General features: G+C 68.6%; 14 protein-coding genes. 7 read left to right on the top strand and 7 right to left on the bottom strand.

Annotated elements, in window-relative coordinates; all coding sequences use genetic code 11:
• Positions 1–381: 381 nt before the first annotated feature.
• From dnaK to QM774_RS09660, 4 genes are all read left to right on the top strand, one after another.
• Positions 382–2,232 (top strand): molecular chaperone DnaK, encoded by a 1,851-nt coding sequence (gene dnaK / locus QM774_RS09675; RefSeq protein ID WP_414975674.1) that lies wholly within the window; start codon positions 382–384, stop codon positions 2,230–2,232.
• A gap of 86 nt (positions 2,233–2,318) precedes the next feature.
• Complete coding sequence (grpE, locus tag QM774_RS09670; RefSeq protein ID WP_414976635.1) at positions 2,319–2,852, top strand: nucleotide exchange factor GrpE; 534 nt, start codon at positions 2,319–2,321, stop codon at positions 2,850–2,852.
• 84 nt (positions 2,853–2,936) lie between these two features.
• The gene (gene dnaJ / locus QM774_RS09665; protein ID WP_414975673.1) at positions 2,937–4,097 is read left to right on the top strand and encodes a molecular chaperone DnaJ; all 1,161 of its coding nucleotides are present in this window, start codon (positions 2,937–2,939) and stop codon (positions 4,095–4,097) included.
• A 6-nt stretch (positions 4,098–4,103) separates the two neighbouring features.
• A complete protein-coding gene (locus tag QM774_RS09660; protein WP_414975672.1) occupies positions 4,104–4,496 on the top strand; it encodes a heat shock protein transcriptional repressor HspR in 393 nt (130 codons plus the stop codon).
• Positions 4,497–4,655: 159 nt separating this feature from the next.
• On the opposite strand, the gene QM774_RS09655 is transcribed toward QM774_RS09660, so the two are convergent.
• Positions 4,656–4,943: a GIY-YIG nuclease family protein gene (locus QM774_RS09655; RefSeq protein ID WP_414976634.1), complete on the bottom strand. Its 288-nt coding sequence runs from the start codon at positions 4,941–4,943 to the stop codon at positions 4,656–4,658.
• Between the two features lie 258 nt (positions 4,944–5,201).
• Positions 5,202–6,326: an amidohydrolase family protein gene (locus tag QM774_RS09650; RefSeq protein ID WP_414975671.1), complete on the bottom strand. Its 1,125-nt coding sequence runs from the start codon at positions 6,324–6,326 to the stop codon at positions 5,202–5,204.
• Positions 6,327–6,440: 114 nt separating this feature from the next.
• On the opposite strand from QM774_RS09650, the gene QM774_RS09645 reads away from it, so the two are divergent.
• On the top strand, positions 6,441–7,601 hold the full coding sequence (locus QM774_RS09645; protein WP_414975670.1) for an FAD-binding oxidoreductase: 1,161 nt from the start codon (positions 6,441–6,443) through the stop codon (positions 7,599–7,601).
• Positions 7,602–7,620: 19 nt separating this feature from the next.
• Here the strand turns inward: QM774_RS09645 and QM774_RS09640 are convergent, their stop codons facing one another.
• Entirely contained in the window at positions 7,621–9,354 is a 1,734-nt protein-coding gene (locus tag QM774_RS09640) for an acyl-CoA dehydrogenase family protein (RefSeq protein WP_414975669.1), read from the bottom strand.
• A 23-nt stretch (positions 9,355–9,377) separates the two neighbouring features.
• On the opposite strand from QM774_RS09640, the gene QM774_RS09635 reads away from it, so the two are divergent.
• A complete protein-coding gene (locus QM774_RS09635) occupies positions 9,378–10,271 on the top strand; it encodes an oxygenase MpaB family protein (RefSeq protein ID WP_414975668.1) in 894 nt (297 codons plus the stop codon).
• A gap of 104 nt (positions 10,272–10,375) precedes the next feature.
• Here the strand turns inward: QM774_RS09635 and QM774_RS09630 are convergent, their stop codons facing one another.
• Genes QM774_RS09630 through QM774_RS09615 form a run of 4 tightly spaced genes read right to left on the bottom strand, consistent with a single transcriptional unit; the run spans position 10,376 to position 14,122 of the window.
• Positions 10,376–11,497: an LLM class flavin-dependent oxidoreductase gene (locus QM774_RS09630; RefSeq protein ID WP_414975667.1), complete on the bottom strand. Its 1,122-nt coding sequence runs from the start codon at positions 11,495–11,497 to the stop codon at positions 10,376–10,378.
• Positions 11,494–12,249 (bottom strand): ABC transporter ATP-binding protein, encoded by a 756-nt coding sequence (locus tag QM774_RS09625; RefSeq protein ID WP_414975666.1) that lies wholly within the window; start codon positions 12,247–12,249, stop codon positions 11,494–11,496. The genes QM774_RS09630 and QM774_RS09625 overlap by 4 nt, the downstream gene beginning before the upstream one ends.
• Complete coding sequence (locus tag QM774_RS09620) at positions 12,246–13,118, bottom strand: ABC transporter permease (RefSeq protein WP_414975665.1); 873 nt, start codon at positions 13,116–13,118, stop codon at positions 12,246–12,248. Before QM774_RS09620 ends, QM774_RS09625 begins: the two co-directional genes overlap by 4 nt.
• Positions 13,115–14,122: an ABC transporter substrate-binding protein gene (locus tag QM774_RS09615; RefSeq protein WP_414975664.1), complete on the bottom strand. Its 1,008-nt coding sequence runs from the start codon at positions 14,120–14,122 to the stop codon at positions 13,115–13,117. The genes QM774_RS09620 and QM774_RS09615 overlap by 4 nt, the downstream gene beginning before the upstream one ends.
• 185 nt (positions 14,123–14,307) lie before the next feature.
• Here QM774_RS09615 and QM774_RS09610 point away from each other — a divergent pair, with 185 nt between their 5' ends.
• On the top strand, positions 14,308–15,159 hold the full coding sequence (locus QM774_RS09610) for a sulfurtransferase (protein WP_414975663.1): 852 nt from the start codon (positions 14,308–14,310) through the stop codon (positions 15,157–15,159).
• Positions 15,160–15,186: the final 27 nt, after the last annotated feature.

The raw sequence follows: 15,186 nt of genomic DNA, 5'->3' as shown, positions 1-15,186 counted from the left end.
AGTGCGCAGAGATCTTGCGTGGCCGACCGCCGAGGCCCGTCCGAAGTCGCCGCCCCCCGCGCACTACTGGGCCGTATAGCGGCGGCTGGCGTGTCACACCCGGTAACACACGGCAGCGGGCCCACCTGTGCGTGGAAGTGACTACCGTCACAGCAATATTCAGTCTGATCGGCTCAAGTTCGGGAACATCGGGGCGTTCTCGCGAGTTGAACCCATCGAGAAACCTGAGCGAGGAAGACTCAAGAGAGGTTGACGGAATGAAATCCGGAGACTAGAAGTTGAGTCGGAGGCGCTGAGGTTTCAGTGAGAACCGCACAGCAGACCACGAACTTCGTACGACCATCGGTTGCACCTCGCAGCCGGAAACTAGGAGGAACACATATGTCCCGTGCAGTCGGAATCGACCTCGGAACCACCAACTCCGTGGTGTCCGCCCTCGAGGGCGGCGAGCCCACTGTCATCGCGAACGCCGAAGGCGCTCGCACCACCCCGTCCGTCGTCGCGTTCGCGCGCAACGGCGAGGTCCTGGTGGGCCAGCCCGCCAAGAACCAGGCGGTCACCAACGTCGATCGCACCATCCGGTCCGTCAAGCGCCACATGGGCGAGGACTGGAACACCGAGATCGACGACAAGAAGTACACCCCGCAGGAGATCAGCGCCCGCACGCTGATGAAGCTGAAGCGCGACGCCGAGGCCTACCTGGGTGAAGACGTCACCGACGCGGTCATCACCGTGCCGGCCTACTTCAACGACGCACAGCGTCAGGCCACCAAGGAAGCCGGCCAGATCGCCGGCCTCAACGTCCTGCGCATCGTCAACGAGCCGACCGCCGCGGCCCTGGCCTACGGCCTGGACAAGGGCGAGAAGGAACAGACCATCCTGGTGTTCGACCTCGGTGGCGGCACCTTCGACGTCTCGCTGCTGGAGATCGGCGACGGCGTCGTCGAGGTCCGCGCCACCTCGGGCGACAACAACCTGGGCGGCGACGACTGGGATGAGCGGATCGTCGAATGGCTCGTCGACAAGTTCAAGGCCAGCTCGGGCATCGACCTGACCAAGGACAAGATGGCCATGCAGCGACTCCGCGAGGCCGCGGAGAAGGCGAAGATCGAACTCTCCGCCTCGCAGAGCACCAACATCAACCTGCCGTACATCACCGTGGACGCGGACAAGAACCCGCTGTTCCTCGATGAGACCCTGACCCGCAGCGAGTTCGAGAAGATCACCAGCGATCTCCTCGAGCGCACCCGGGCCCCGTTCCAGAGCGTCATCAAGGACGCCGGCATCTCCGTCGGCGACATCGATCACGTCGTTCTGGTCGGCGGTTCGACCCGCATGCCGGCCGTCACCGAGCTCGTCAAGGAGCTCACCGGCGGCCAGGAGCCGAACAAGGGCGTCAACCCGGACGAGGTCGTCGCCGTCGGCGCGGCCCTGCAGGCCGGCGTCCTGCGCGGCGAGGTCAAGGACGTGCTGCTGCTCGACGTCACCCCGCTGAGCCTCGGTATCGAGACCAAGGGCGGCGTCATGCACAAGCTGATCGAGCGCAACACCACCATCCCGACCAAGCGGTCGGAGACCTACACGACGGCCGAAGACAACCAGCCGTCCGTGCAGATCCAGGTGTACCAGGGTGAGCGTGAGATCGCGTCGCACAACAAGCTGCTCGGCAGCTTCGAGCTGGGCGGCATCGCTCCGGCACCGCAGGGTGTCCCGCAGATCGAGGTGACCTTCGACATCGACGCCAACGGCATCGTGCACGTCACCGCGAAGGACAAGGGCACCGGCAAGGAGAACAGCATCCGGATCCAGGACGGCTCGGGCCTCTCCAAGGAGGAGATCGACCGCATGGTGAAGGACGCCGAGGCTCACGCCGAAGAGGACCGCAAGCGTCGCGAGGAGGCCGAGACCCGTAACCAGGCGGAGTCGCTGGTCCACCAGACCGAGAAGGTGCTGAAGGAGAACGAGGACAAGGTTCCGTCCGACGTCGCCGACGGTGTCAAGAGTGCGGTCGAGGAGGCCAACGAGGCGCTGAAGGGCACCGACACGGCCGCCATCCGCGCCGCCATCGAGAAGCTGTCGGAGAAGTCGCAGGCCATGGGCCAGGCGATCTACGCCAACGCTTCGGCCGACGCCGACTCCGCCGCGGGTGACGCGTCCGGTGCCGACGACGACGTCGTCGACGCCGAGGTCGTGGACGATCCCGCCGACGAGGCCAAGGGTGATGACAAGTGACGGGTGCCCGGAGCGGAGCGAGCGGGCCCGGTAGCTCCGAACCCTTCGATCCGACGGTCGCCGGTGATCCCGGCACCGCGGACGAGATCCTCGACGCCGAGGTGGTCGAGCCGGAAGCCGACGAGGCTTCCGGCTCGGCCGGCGGCGAGGGCGGTGCCCCGGCCGAGGGTGACGCCCCGGCGGCCGGCGGTGACCCGCAGGTGACCGAGCTGACCGAGGCCCTGCAGCGGGAACGCGCGCAGTTCGCGAACTTCAAGCGCCGCAGCGCGGAGGAGCATCAGCAGGCGGCGGCCCTCGGCCGTCAGATCCTGGTGACCAAGCTCCTGCCGATCCTGGACGACCTCGACCGTGCCCGCGAGCACGGCGACCTGGAGGACGGACCGCTCAAGACGTTCGCCGACAAACTGGGCGACGTTCTCGCCGGCGAGCAGCTGGTGAAGTTCGCCGAGCCCGGCGACGCCTTCGATCCGGAACTCCACGAGGCCATCCAGAACGACGGCACCGGCGCCGAGCCGGTCCTGGGCCAGGTCTACCGGTCCGGCTACCGGCTCGGTGACAAGGTGATCCGCACCGCGATGGTGACGGTCACCGATCCCGCCCCGGCGGGAACCGACGAATGACGCGGGCGGGGCGGACCTTCGGGTCCGCCCCGCACCCCGCACGACACAAGACTTTCCACAGAAACGACAAGGAGGTGACGTCTAGTGGCGATTCAGCGTGAGTGGCTCGACCGAGACTTCTATGCCGACCTGGGCGTCGCTTCGGACGCGTCGGAACACGACATCAAGAAGGCCTACCGCAAGCTCGCGGCGCAGCTGCACCCGGACCGCAACCCCGGCGACACTGCCGCCGAGGAACGCTTCAAGCGGGTCTCCGAGGCGAACAGCGTGCTCTCGGATGCGACCAAGCGCAAGGAGTACGACGAGGCGCGCGCCATGATGGCCAGCGGCCGGTTCCGCGGCGGCGACCCGATGGGCGGCTTCGGTGGCGGCGGCGGCTTCAGCACCGGTGGCGGTGGCGGTGGCGGCTTCGACATCGGCGACCTGTTCGGCGACCTCTTCGGTGGTGGCGGCGGTGGCCGGGGACGGCAGCAGCCCCAGTACACGAGCCGTCCGCGGCGCGGCAACGACCTCGAGACCGAGACGACCCTCAACTTCCGGGACGCCGTCAAGGGCACCACGGTGCAGCTGCGGGTGACCAGCCCGTCGCCGTGCCAGAACTGTCACGGCAGCGGCGCCAAGCCCGGCACCAGCCCGCGCACCTGCACGTCGTGCAACGGCTCGGGATTCGTGTCCCGGAACCAGGGCCACTTCGGGTTCTCCGAGCCCTGCCACGACTGCCAGGGGACCGGCACCAAGATCGAGGACCCGTGCACCGACTGCCAGGGCTCCGGCATCCAGGTGCGGCCGCGGACCATCAACGTCCGCGTCCCGCAGGGTGTGGAGGACGGCCAGCGGATCCGGCTCGCCGGACAGGGCGAGGCCGGTCGCCGCGGAGCGCCGTCAGGCGACCTGTACGTGACCGTGCACGTCCGTCCCGACAAGGTGTTCACGCGCAGCGGCAACGACCTGAAGGTCCAGCTGCCGGCCAGCATCTCCGAACTGGTGCTGGGTGCGACGGTGTCGGTGCCGACCCTCGACGGCACGGTGGGTGTCAAGATCCCGCCGAACACGGCCGACGGCCGGACACTGCGACTGAAGGGCCGCGGTGTGCCGAAGCGTTCGGGCGGTGCCGGCGACCTGCTGGTGACGGTGAAGGTGGCGGTGCCGCCGAAGCTCGACGACAAGGCCGTCGACGCGATGAAGGCTTATGCCGAAGCCGAGAAGGCCGGCGGATTCGATCCGCGGGCCGGATGGGGACGGTGATGTCCGATGGCGACCGAACGCAAGAACACGGGTTCTGAGTCCGCCACCTTCATGATCTCGGTGGCGGCCGAACTCTCCGGCATGCACGCGCAGACCCTGCGCACCTACGACCGGCTCGGTCTGGTGACGCCGCAGCGCACCAGCGGCGGTGGACGCCGCTACTCCGAGCGGGACGTGCAGCGGCTGCGGGAGATTCAGCGGCTGTCCCAGGACGAGGGTGTGAACCTGGCCGGGATCAAACGGATCATCGAACTGTCCGACCAGGTGGACGAACTGACCCGCCAGGTGGAGGAGCTGTCCCGGCGTCTGTCGGGCGGCGCCCGCCGCGGCGACCTGGTTCCGGTGGAGCCGACCAACGCGGTCGTGCTCTGGCGTCCCCGCCAGCGCCGCCGCGACTGAACGAGACCGCTCGCCGCCGCTCGGCGAGCCTGTCGAAGCGAGCTGCGGGGGTCTCCTTTCGACAAGCTCAAGGAGCGTGAAGAGACTAGCTCAAGGAGCGTGAAGACTTGTTGCCGCTCCTTGAGCTTGTTGCCGCTCCTTGAGCCTGTCGAAAGGAACTCACGGTCCGTCGTCAGTCGCCTGGCGGTTGGCGGACAACCCGGGAAGCAGATCGAACCTTCCGTCGATCAGGGCGCGGCGCTTCGCCCGACTCCACCCATGAACCCGGCGTTCCCACTCCCACACTTCACGGATCGAGTCCGACTCCACCGAATACACGAGTGCCACGGGGAGCCGACCGGACGTGTACGCGCTCCCTGTGCCGCTCATGTGCTGATCGAGACGTGTGGAGAGATCCCACGTACTGCCCACGTAGTAGCTTCCGTCGGAGCATTCGAGGATGTACATGCACGGCATGTACCGAGCCTGGCCCGAGGAGCATGTGCCCGGCCGGAGTCGTGCACAGGGCCTGTCCCGGACTCCTGTGGTTGTCCACAGAAGTCCTCCGCTCGTCGAGCTTCCTTTCGACAAGCTCAAGGAGCGTGGGTCCATTCGTTGAGCGTGTTGTTTCCGCTCGTTGAGCTTGTCGAAGCGAGGTGGGGGTCTCCTTTCGACAGGCTCAAGGAGCGTTGGCGGCTCACGGAGCGTTAGGGAGACCGGGGAGCGTTAAGGAGCCGTTCGGTAGACGCGGCGGGCGTTGTCGGCGAAGAAACTCTTGAGCCAGTGATCGCCGCGCTCGGACAGCACATCGATCAAGGCGCCGACCATGGTGGCGACCGTGACGTTGTGGCGGTCCAGCGGAGAGTTCGAACCGAACATGATCCGGTCCGGTCCGAAACGATCGCCCACATACAGCAGCAGCGGGCCGATCATGTCGGCCAGGATCGCGCGGCCACCGATGTTGCCGCTGCGTTCCTCCCCGTAACCGAGCGCGTTGTTGGCGACCGCATCCGCCTTCACCACCACGTTCGGCCGGGTCGCCAGCATCGCCATGCGTTCACGCCACAGTCCCAGGATGTCGGCGCGGGCCGCCGCCGTCGACCCGGTCGACGAACCGACCGGACCGAACGCACCCGCCGGGAACCCCAGGCGGGTCAACACGATCGTCAACTCCGGGAACCGGCCCGCGAGCGCATGCACGTCGCCGAGCTGATGCGAATAGCAGAGCACCTCCAGAAGCAGATCCCGCTCGATCAACTGCTCGACGGCCTCATTCAGATTCGACGACTGCAATCCCGCCGCGTCGACGGTGAAATCGTGCACCAGCGGATCGGGGTGACGCCCCACCCGCACCCGGACCCCGCGGAGACGGCCGGCCGTCTCCGCCTCCAGGATCCGCTGCACGCCGAGACCAGGGACACGCGTGTCGCCGGCCACCACCAGACCACCCAGCTCCGGGTAGATCCCGCCGTACGGCAACGACGCCAGATACGCGTACTCGCGGAACTGTTCGGCGGCCACATCCTCGCTCGCACTGCGATGCCGCCACTGCGAGTCCACCGGAAGCACCGAGACCACCGGCACCCCGGCCACCTCGTCGAGCCCGGCCAGATCGTGGACGTAGTCGCGCAGCTCGTACCGCTTCTCGATCACATCGCGACCGACCACGCCGTACAGGCTCGGATCGATGGTGTACCTCGAGGCGAGACGGACCGCCGGCCCCGGCATGCGGCGCAGCACCGGTGCGGACAGCCGGCCCGCCTTGCGGACCGCCCACGAATCGCCGTGCGCGTCGTACAGATTCACGTGCGCGTCGACGATCCCGTCGATGAGACCCTCGAGTGTCGGCACCACCTCAGCCTGTCACAGGCATCGACGCATCGTCACGCACCGGCCGTCCGCGTCGCCGGAGAGGACTACGCTGGGACAGCGCTGTGAGCGCGTCGACGACAGAAGGAGAATCGGGTGACCACGAGCCGGCAACCCGTGCTGCACCGTCTTCGCGACCGGATCGACGCCAACTCGGACCTGTACGCGAGGAACGTCTTCGCGCGACTGTTCGCGGCCTCGCCCGGACTCCGCGACCACTTCCCGGTCGACATGACGCTGATGCGCGCCGGATTCCTCGACCTGCTCGACCACGTCCTGGAGGTCCTGCCCGGCGAGGACGGCCACACCGACCTCATCGAACTGCTCGCCCAGTACGGGCGTGACAACCGCAAGTACGGCTACACCGACGCCACCTACGACCAGCTGTGCCAGATCCTGATCACCGAATCGGCCGCCGTAATGGGGCCCGAGTGGACGGCGGAGGCCGCCGACACCGTCGGACAGGCCATGCTGCTGACCACCGGCGTCATGCGCGGTGCGGCGCAGAGCGTCGAAGGCCCGCCGACCTGGCAGGCGCAGGTGGTGCAGAAGTTCGCCATCAACCGCGACCGCGCCGTCATCCGCCTCAAAGCACTCGACGGACTGCCGGACTATCAGCCCGGCCAGTACGTGGAGACGATGATCCCGCAGTGCCCGAACGTGTGGCGCGACCTGTCGCCGGCGTTGCCGCCCAACGCGGCCGGCGAGATGGAGTTCCACGTCCGCGCGATCACCGGCGGCGAAGTGAGCCCGTTCATCGTCAAGGACACCCAGGTGGGTGACGTGTGGTCGTTCGCGCAGGCGCACGGAACACTGCATGTGGAACCCGAACGCCCGGTCCTGATGCTGGCGGGAGGCAGCGGGCTCGCACCGCTGCGCGCGCTCCTGCTGGAGATGGCGCACCGCGCCGACAGTCCCCCCACCCACCTCTACTACGGCGCGCGCTTTCCCGGCGAGCTGTACGACCTCGGCGCGCTGAGCCGGCTGGCCGCCACCAATCCGTGGCTGACGGTGACCGGTGTGGTGGACGAGACCGCCGATCCGTGGTGGGTGGACGGCGCCCCCGACCCGCGTCAGTGGGGTGTGCAGATTCTGGCCGGCCCGGTCGGCGACGTGGCCGCCGCCTCCGGTGACTGGCGTGGGCACCAGGTTCTGATCGCCGGCCCGCCCGGCATGATCGACGCGTCCACCCGGCGGCTCCTGGCCGCCGGCGTCCCGCCCGAGCAGATCCAGCACGACCCGGTGCACGACTACTGACGGCGGCCGTGCGCCCGGATCAGTGCCGGTCGAGGATCGCGGTCAGGTCCAGGCCGTCCGGCAGGGTGCCGTATTCGGCTCCGCGGTCGTCACCGAGACGTGCCGCGATGAACGCCTCCGACACGGCGGTCGGCGAGTAGCGGACCAGCGTCGACGCCTCCAAGGCCAGCGCCATAGATTCGGTGACGCGTCGTGCGCGGGCCTGCGCCTGATCGGGGGAGAGGCCGGCGAGCTCACCGAGGGTGCGGTGCAACCCGTCGAGGTGCCGGTCCAGCAGCGGGTGTGCTCCGCGGGCGCGGTTCACCTCGGCGTCGAATGCGGCGATCGACTCGGGTTCGCGGCTCATGGCGCGCAGCACGTCGAGGGCGATGACGTTGCCCGAACCCTCCCACACGGCCATCACCGGCTGTTCCCGGTAGCGCATGGCCAGCGGGAAGTCCTCGGTGTACCCGTTGCCGCCGAGGCATTCGAGCGCCTCGTAGGCGTGGTGGGGTCCCCGTTTGCAGATCCAGTACTTGGCGACGGCGGTGCCGAGCCGACGGAACGCCTTCTCGCTGTCGTCGGCGTCCTCGTCGTGCGCACGGGCCAGCCGCATGGCGGTCATGGTGGCCGCCTCCGACTCGAGGGCCAGATCGGCGAGCACCGACGTCATGGCCGGCTGATCGATCAAGGTGGCGCCGAACGCGGCGCGATGACGCGCGTGCCACAATGCCTCCGCGACGGCCTGGCGCATACCGGACGCGCTGCCCAGGACACAGTCGAGACGGGTCTGGGACACCATCTCGATGATGGTGCGCACGCCGCGCCCCGGCTCGCCGACCATCCATGCGACGGTGCCGTCGAGCTCGATCTCGCTGGACGCGTTCGACTTGTTTCCGAGCTTGTTCTTGAGCCGCTGGATACGGAACACGTTGCGGGTGCCGTCCGGCAGGACGCGCGGCAGCAGGAAACAGGAGAGACCCTCGCCGGACCCGTTCGCCGCGCCCTGCGCCTGAGCGAGCACCAGGAAGGCGTCGGACATCGGCGCCGAGCAGAACCACTTGTGTCCGGTCAGCAGGTATTCGGCGCCCGGGCCGCCGCGCCCGGCCGGTACGGCGATCGTCGTGTTGGCGCGGACGTCCGAGCCGCCCTGCTTCTCGGTCATCGACATCCCGAAGAGCGCCGACGACTTGGCGGGCTGATTCGGCCCGGCGGACAGGTCCGGCGAGTACTCGCGGCTCAGGGCACGCGGCACCCACTCGGCGGCCAGGTCGGGCTGCAGTTCGAGGGACGGGATCACCGCGTGCGTCATCGACACCGGGCAGGCGTGCCCCGGCTCGATCTGCCCGAACAGGCTGAAGGCGGCGGCCCGCACCACGTGTGACCCGGGCTGCGGATCGGACCAGCACCGGGTGTGCGAACCGTGTTTCACCGACTCGGCGATGATCCGGTGATAGCTCGGGTGGTACTCGACCTCGTCGATCCGGTTGCCCCACCGGTCGAGTGCATGCAGAACCGGGGTGATGGTGTTCGCCAGCTGGGCGTCGTGCTGATACTCGGCGGTGCCCACATAGGCGCCGATCTCGGTCAGCTCGTCGGTGGCCCAACCGCCCTCGAAGGCGGCGACCGCCTCGGTCAGCGGGATGTTGGAGGTGTACTCGTTGACGTCGACGCGCGGCGGGGCCTGATTGAGGACCTCGTGGGTGACGTGCGGGGAGGGCTTCACCGTGTCGCGGGAGGCGCCCGCTGACGTGTTCTGGCTCACATCGGTCATGCCGTCAGCGTACGCTCGGCGCCATGCTTCGCCGAGACCGGAACGCCTCGCTCGACCCGCGCACGGACTTCGAGCAGATCTATCGCAACGTCGCGTACCTGGACTTTCCGTGGGACTTCAACCAGTCGCTCAGCTTCGCCCTGTTCCGCACCTACGCGGTGCCCAGCATCGGGCGGCTGCTGTCGGCGACCCGCGGCTTCGACGACACCCAGAAGCGATACGACGACACCGCGCTGCTGCTGGAGAAGCCGCTGCTCGACGGCTTCTCCGACCCGGACTCGCGGATCGCGATCCGGCGCATCAATCAGATGCATCACGCCTACGACATCTCGAACGACGACATGCGGTACGTGCTCGCGACCTTCGTGGTGGTGCCCAAGCGGTGGATCGACGACTACGGCTGGCGTCGCCTCACCGACAAGGAGGTGACGGCGTCGGTCGCCTACTACCGGGAGCTGGCCCGGCACATGAACATCAAGGACGTGCCCGACACCTACGAGGGTTTCGCCGCGTTGATGGACTCGTACGAGGCCGAGCACTTCCCGGACCGCGCCGGCTTCGATCAGGAGTGCCGCCGGGTGGCCGACCTGACGCTGGATCTGCTGACGACGTTCTATCCGAGACCGGCGCGGCCTGCGGTTCGGCTGTTCTCCCGCGCATTGATGGATCCGCCGTTGCTCGCCGCATTCGGCTACGACGACCCTCCCGCGATCGTGCGTCGGTTGTCGGTGGCGGCGATGCGGGCGCGCGCTGCGTTCGTGCGGCTGCTGCCGCCGCGGCGACGGCCGACGACCTTCGAAGGATCGCGGCGGATGAAGACGTACCGTCCGGGTGCCATCGCGGTCGACTGCGTCGGCACGTTCCCGAAGCCCGGCGTGAACGGCTGCCCGGTCCGGCACCTCGAATCGGCGTCCTGACGACGACGCCCCAACGCCCTACTCCCCCGTATAGCGCGCTTCATCGTCGTGGAGGCGATGAGCGACGCTATACGGGGGAGTAGGGGCGGACCGGCAGCCGCGTCTCAGCTGGCGGAGACCTTCAGCCCCGAGGTCTCCGGCGCCGCGGGCCGATCGAAGAGGGGCTTGACGCCTTCGGCGAACCAGTACGCCTCCTCGATGTGGGGATTGCCGGACAGGACGAAGTGATCGATGCCGATGTCCCGGTACTGCTGGATGAGGTCGGCCACCTCGGCATGGCTGCCGACGATCGCGGTGCCCGCCCCCGGCCGGACGCGGCCGTAGCCGGCCCACAGACCCGGATACACCTCGAGATTGTCGGCGTCGGCAGACAGTGCGGCCTGGCGGCGCTGCCCCTCCGACTCGGCCTTGTTCATGAAGCCCCGCACGAACTCGACCACGTTCGGATCCATCCGGTCCAGCAGCTTGTGCGCCACCGCCCACGCCTCCTCGTGAGTGTCGCGGGTGATGACGTGCGCGCGGATGCCGAAGGTCAGCTCCCTCCCGTACTTCGCGGCACGGGCCTTCACGTCCTCGACGATCTCGGCGACCGCCGACGGCGGCTCGGTCCACGTCAGATAGGTGTCGACGGTGCGGGCCGCGGCTTCGCGGGCGGCCTCGCTGGCGCCGCCGAAGAAGACCTCCGGCACCGGGTTCGGCGGGGTGGCGACCACCGCGCCGGTCACGTCGTAGAACTCGCCCTTGTAGTCCTGCGGCACACCCGTCCAGGCGCCTTTGACGATCTCCACGAACTCGGCGGTCCGCCGATAGCGTTCGTCCTTGGACAGGTAGTCGCCGAAGCGGGCCTGCTCGGTGGCGTCGCCGCCGGTCACGATGTTCAAGGCGAGACGTCCGCCGGACAGCTCCTGGAACGCCGCCGCCTGCTGGGCGGCCAGCGTCGGGGTGATCAGGCCGGGACGGAACGCCACCAGGAACTTGAGGCGCTCGGTCTCCGGGATGAGGGCCGACGCCGCGATCCACGCGTCCAGGCAGGTGGTGCCGGTGGGCGTGAGCACCGCCTCGTAGCCGAGGGTGTCGGCGGTCTTGGCGAGCAGAGTCAGATACTTCAGGTCCGCGGTGCGATTGCCGACAGCCGCACCCTCCACGTTGGCGTTACTGGTGACGTCGCGGCTGTCGCCGGCGGTCGGCAGGAACCAGTGGAAGTGCGGAGCGTTCTGGGTGGTCATGAGAGTCCTTTCGACGAACCCGGGTGAGCGGACGTCGTTGCGGGGGTGCCCACGCCGAGATAGCCGAGCACCTGTTCGCGGAGGGCGACGAGCCGGCTGTCGTCCCGTTCCCGGGGACGGGGAACGTCGACGGTCAGGTCGTGGGCGATGCGACCGTCTTCGAGGACGAGCACGCGATCGGCGAGGACCACCGCCTCCTCCACGTCGTGGGTGACGAGCAGGGCGGCGAAGCCGTGCTCGGTCCACAGCCGGGTGAGAAGCGCATGCGCCTCGAGTCGGGTCAGCGCATCGAGGGCGCCGAACGGTTCGTCGAGCAGCAGCAGATCCGGTTCGCGCACCAGTGCGCGTGCCAGGGAGGCTCGCTGCGCCTCACCGCCGGACAACGTCAGCGGCCACGCGTCGACGCGGTGTTCGAGACCCACCTCGCCGAGCGCCTGCACCGCCAGAGCGTCGACGTCCTTGCGGGACGCACCCGGCCGGGACAGGTTCAGCGACACGTTGGCGCGGACCTTGCGCCACGGCAGCAGCCGCGGCTCCTGGAAGGCGACGGCACGGGATCCGTCGACCGAGAGCGTGCCCTGATAGCCGTCGTCGAGTCCGGCGACGATCCGCAGGAGCGTCGACTTGCCGGAGCCGGAGCGTCCGACGAGGGCGACGATCTCGCCGCGGTCGATGTCCAGATCGATGTCGTGGAGCACCTCCACGTCGCCGAACGAGCGGGAGACGCCTTGGGCGTGAACGATGCCGGTCATCGGGCCACCCTCCACCGCAGCAGGTACGACTCCAGGCCGCGCACGACGGTGTCGGACGCGAGTCCGAGGAACGCGTAGATCACCAGGCCGAGCACGATGATGTCGTTGCGCATGTAGGTGCGGGCGTTCATCACCAGGTAGCCGAGACCGGCGTCGGCGTTGATCTGCTCGGCGACGATCAGGGACAGCCAGGCGATCGACAGTGACAGCCGGAAGCCGGTGAACGCGCTCGGCAGAGCGCCGGGCAGGACCACGGTGCGGGCGAGCCCCAGACGGCCCAGGCCGAGGGATCGGCCGGCCTCGATCAGCTTCGGGTCCACGCCTTGGATTCCGGACACCAGGTTCAGATAGAGCGGGAACATGACGCCGAGCGCGATCAGGAAGATCTTCGGCTGCTCGCCGATACCGAACCAGACGACGAACAGGGGGATCAGTCCGAGGAACGGCACGGTGCGCAGCATCTGCAGCGGCGGGTCGATCGCCAGGTCGGCGACCTTGAAGAAGCCGACCAGCAGTCCGAGCACGAGGGCCACGGCGATGCCGAGCACCAGGCCGTAGGCCACCCGTTCCAGCGAGATCGGCAGGGCGGCCTTCAGGCTGCCGTCCTGCCAGGTCTCGCGTGCCGCGGAGATGACCTGCGACGGCGGTGACAGCTTGTCCTTCGGGATGACGCCGGTGCTCGACAGGATCTGCCAGATGATCAGCAGCGCGAACGGCGACAGCAGTCGCAGGAGTCCGCTGTAGCGGCCGGTCGGCAGGGAGAGGCGGTGCCGCTTGACGGCGGCGGGGACGGCGGCGGGTTCGCCCCGCCCCGCCGGCGACGCGGAGGTGTCGCCGACGGGGGAGGGACGGTCGAGAACGCTGGTCATGATCCGCTGATCTCGCTGTTGAAGCGGTCGTCGAAGAAGTCCTTGGCGACCGGCTTGGTCGGGATGACCCCGGCGTCGGCGAACAGATCGATCAGACCCTGCTGCTGACCGATGCTCTTGTCGTCGATGAGGGTGAGTTCACCGGCGGTGCCCTCGAAGGTCTCGCGGGCGACCGGCTCGGGGAGGGTGGTCAGCTTGCTGTACACCGGCACCCAGTCGTCCTCGTGGCCCTTCGCCCACTTCTGGGCGCGACCCAGGCGTCCGACGAAGTCCTTGAGCGCGGCGCTCTTGGCCGTGTCGCCGAGCGCCTTGTCCGACGCCAGGAAGTACACCTGCTGGGTGACCAGGCCGGTGCCGTCGCCGACCACGCGGGCGCCCTTCTGCTTGGCGAGCACCGCATACGGACTCCAGACGGCGAGCGCGTCGACCTGACCGGACTGGAACGCCGACAGGCCCTCGGTCGGATTCAGGTAGGTCTCCTGGATGTCGGACGGCTTCAGGCCGGCCTGCTTGAGCAGGGCCAGCACCAGGCCGTTGGAACTGGAGCCCTTGGTGAACGCGACCTTCTTGCCCTTGAGATCGGCGACCGTCTTGATCGGCGAGTCGGGGGCCACCAGCAGGTAGTCGTTCACCTTCGGGTAGGTCTCGACGCCGACGATCTTGATGGGCGAGTTCGCCGCCTGGGCGAACACCGCCGGCGGGGCACCGGTGCCGCCGATGTCGACCTTGCCGGCGGCCTCGGCCTCGAGCAGCGGGGGTCCGGCCTCGAACGACGCCCACTCGATCTTGTAGGGCACGTCCTTCAGTTCACCGGCGGCCTCGAGCAGCGACTGGGTGCCCTTCACCTGGTCGCCGACGATCAGGGTGGTGTTCTGGTCGAGCTTCGTCGAGCCGCCGGCGTCGTCGGTGGACGAGCACGCGGCGCCGGCGACCATCACGGCGGTGGCTGCCGCCAGAGAGATTCCGATCCGACCGATTCGTCGCTGCACTGCGCTGTTCCTCACTGCGCTCATCCTCCTGAGATGTCGTAGGCCGCCGGTTTCGGCGGGGCTCGCCAAGACTGTCCTCGGCGGCCGGGGCCGTCAACGGGGGTTGCGGTCACCCTGAGCGAAAAGGAAATCACTGCAGGTAGAGAGACTTTCTATTGCGATCACGATGGGCGCAATCACGGTGACCTATCCTCGGTGGCATGGAACGCGAGCAGGTGCTGATCACCGTCGACGAGCTGGTGGACGCGATGTTGTCTGACCGGCCTCCGGTGGTGCTCGACGTGCGCTGGCAGCTCGGTGACGACGCCGGACACGACCACTACCGTGACGGGCATCTGCCGGGGGCGGTGTTCGTCGACCTGGATGCCGAGCTCGCGGGGCCGCCCGGTGCGCCGCAGGGCCGTCATCCGCTGCCGGCCCTGGAGGACCTGCAGGACGCGGCCCGAGGCTGGGGCGTCGACGTCGGTGCTCCGGTGGTGGTCTACGACGACTGGAACTCGCTCGCCGCGGCCCGCGCATGGTGGCTGTTGCGGTGGGCCGGTCTCGACGACGTCCGCATCCTGGACGGCGGACTGTCGGCCTGGTCGGCGGCCGGCCTGCGTATCTCGTCCGGTGACGCGACCCCGCGGGTCGGGAACGTGGTGCTGTCCGGTGGCGGCATGCCGACGGTGACGATCGACGAGGTGGCGCAGGCGTCGAGCGGCGCAGGTTCGACGAGCGGGGCACTGCTCCTCGATGCCCGGACCGGTGAGCGCTACCGGGGCGAGACCGAACCGGTGGATCCGCGGCCCGGCCACATTCCCGGCGCCGTCAGTGCACCCACCACCGACAGCCTGACCGACGACGGCCGGTTCCGGCCGGCCGCGCAGCTGCGGGAACGGTTCGCCGCTCTCGGGGCCGGCGACGGCGAGGTGATCGCCTACTGCGGTTCCGGGGTCACGGCGTCACATCAGATCGCGGCGCTGGCGATCGCCGGGTACGAGGCGGCACTGTTCCCCGGCTCGTATTCGCAGTGGTCCAGCGATCCGGACCGGCCGGTCGAGACCGGTTGACCCGGCCCCGGATGCACGACACCCGCC

It is taken from the genome of Gordonia sp. (in: high G+C Gram-positive bacteria), from assembly GCF_047600565.1.
GTDB lineage: Bacteria > Actinomycetota > Actinomycetes > Mycobacteriales > Mycobacteriaceae > Gordonia.
This window is presented reverse-complemented; position numbering and strand designations above follow the sequence as displayed.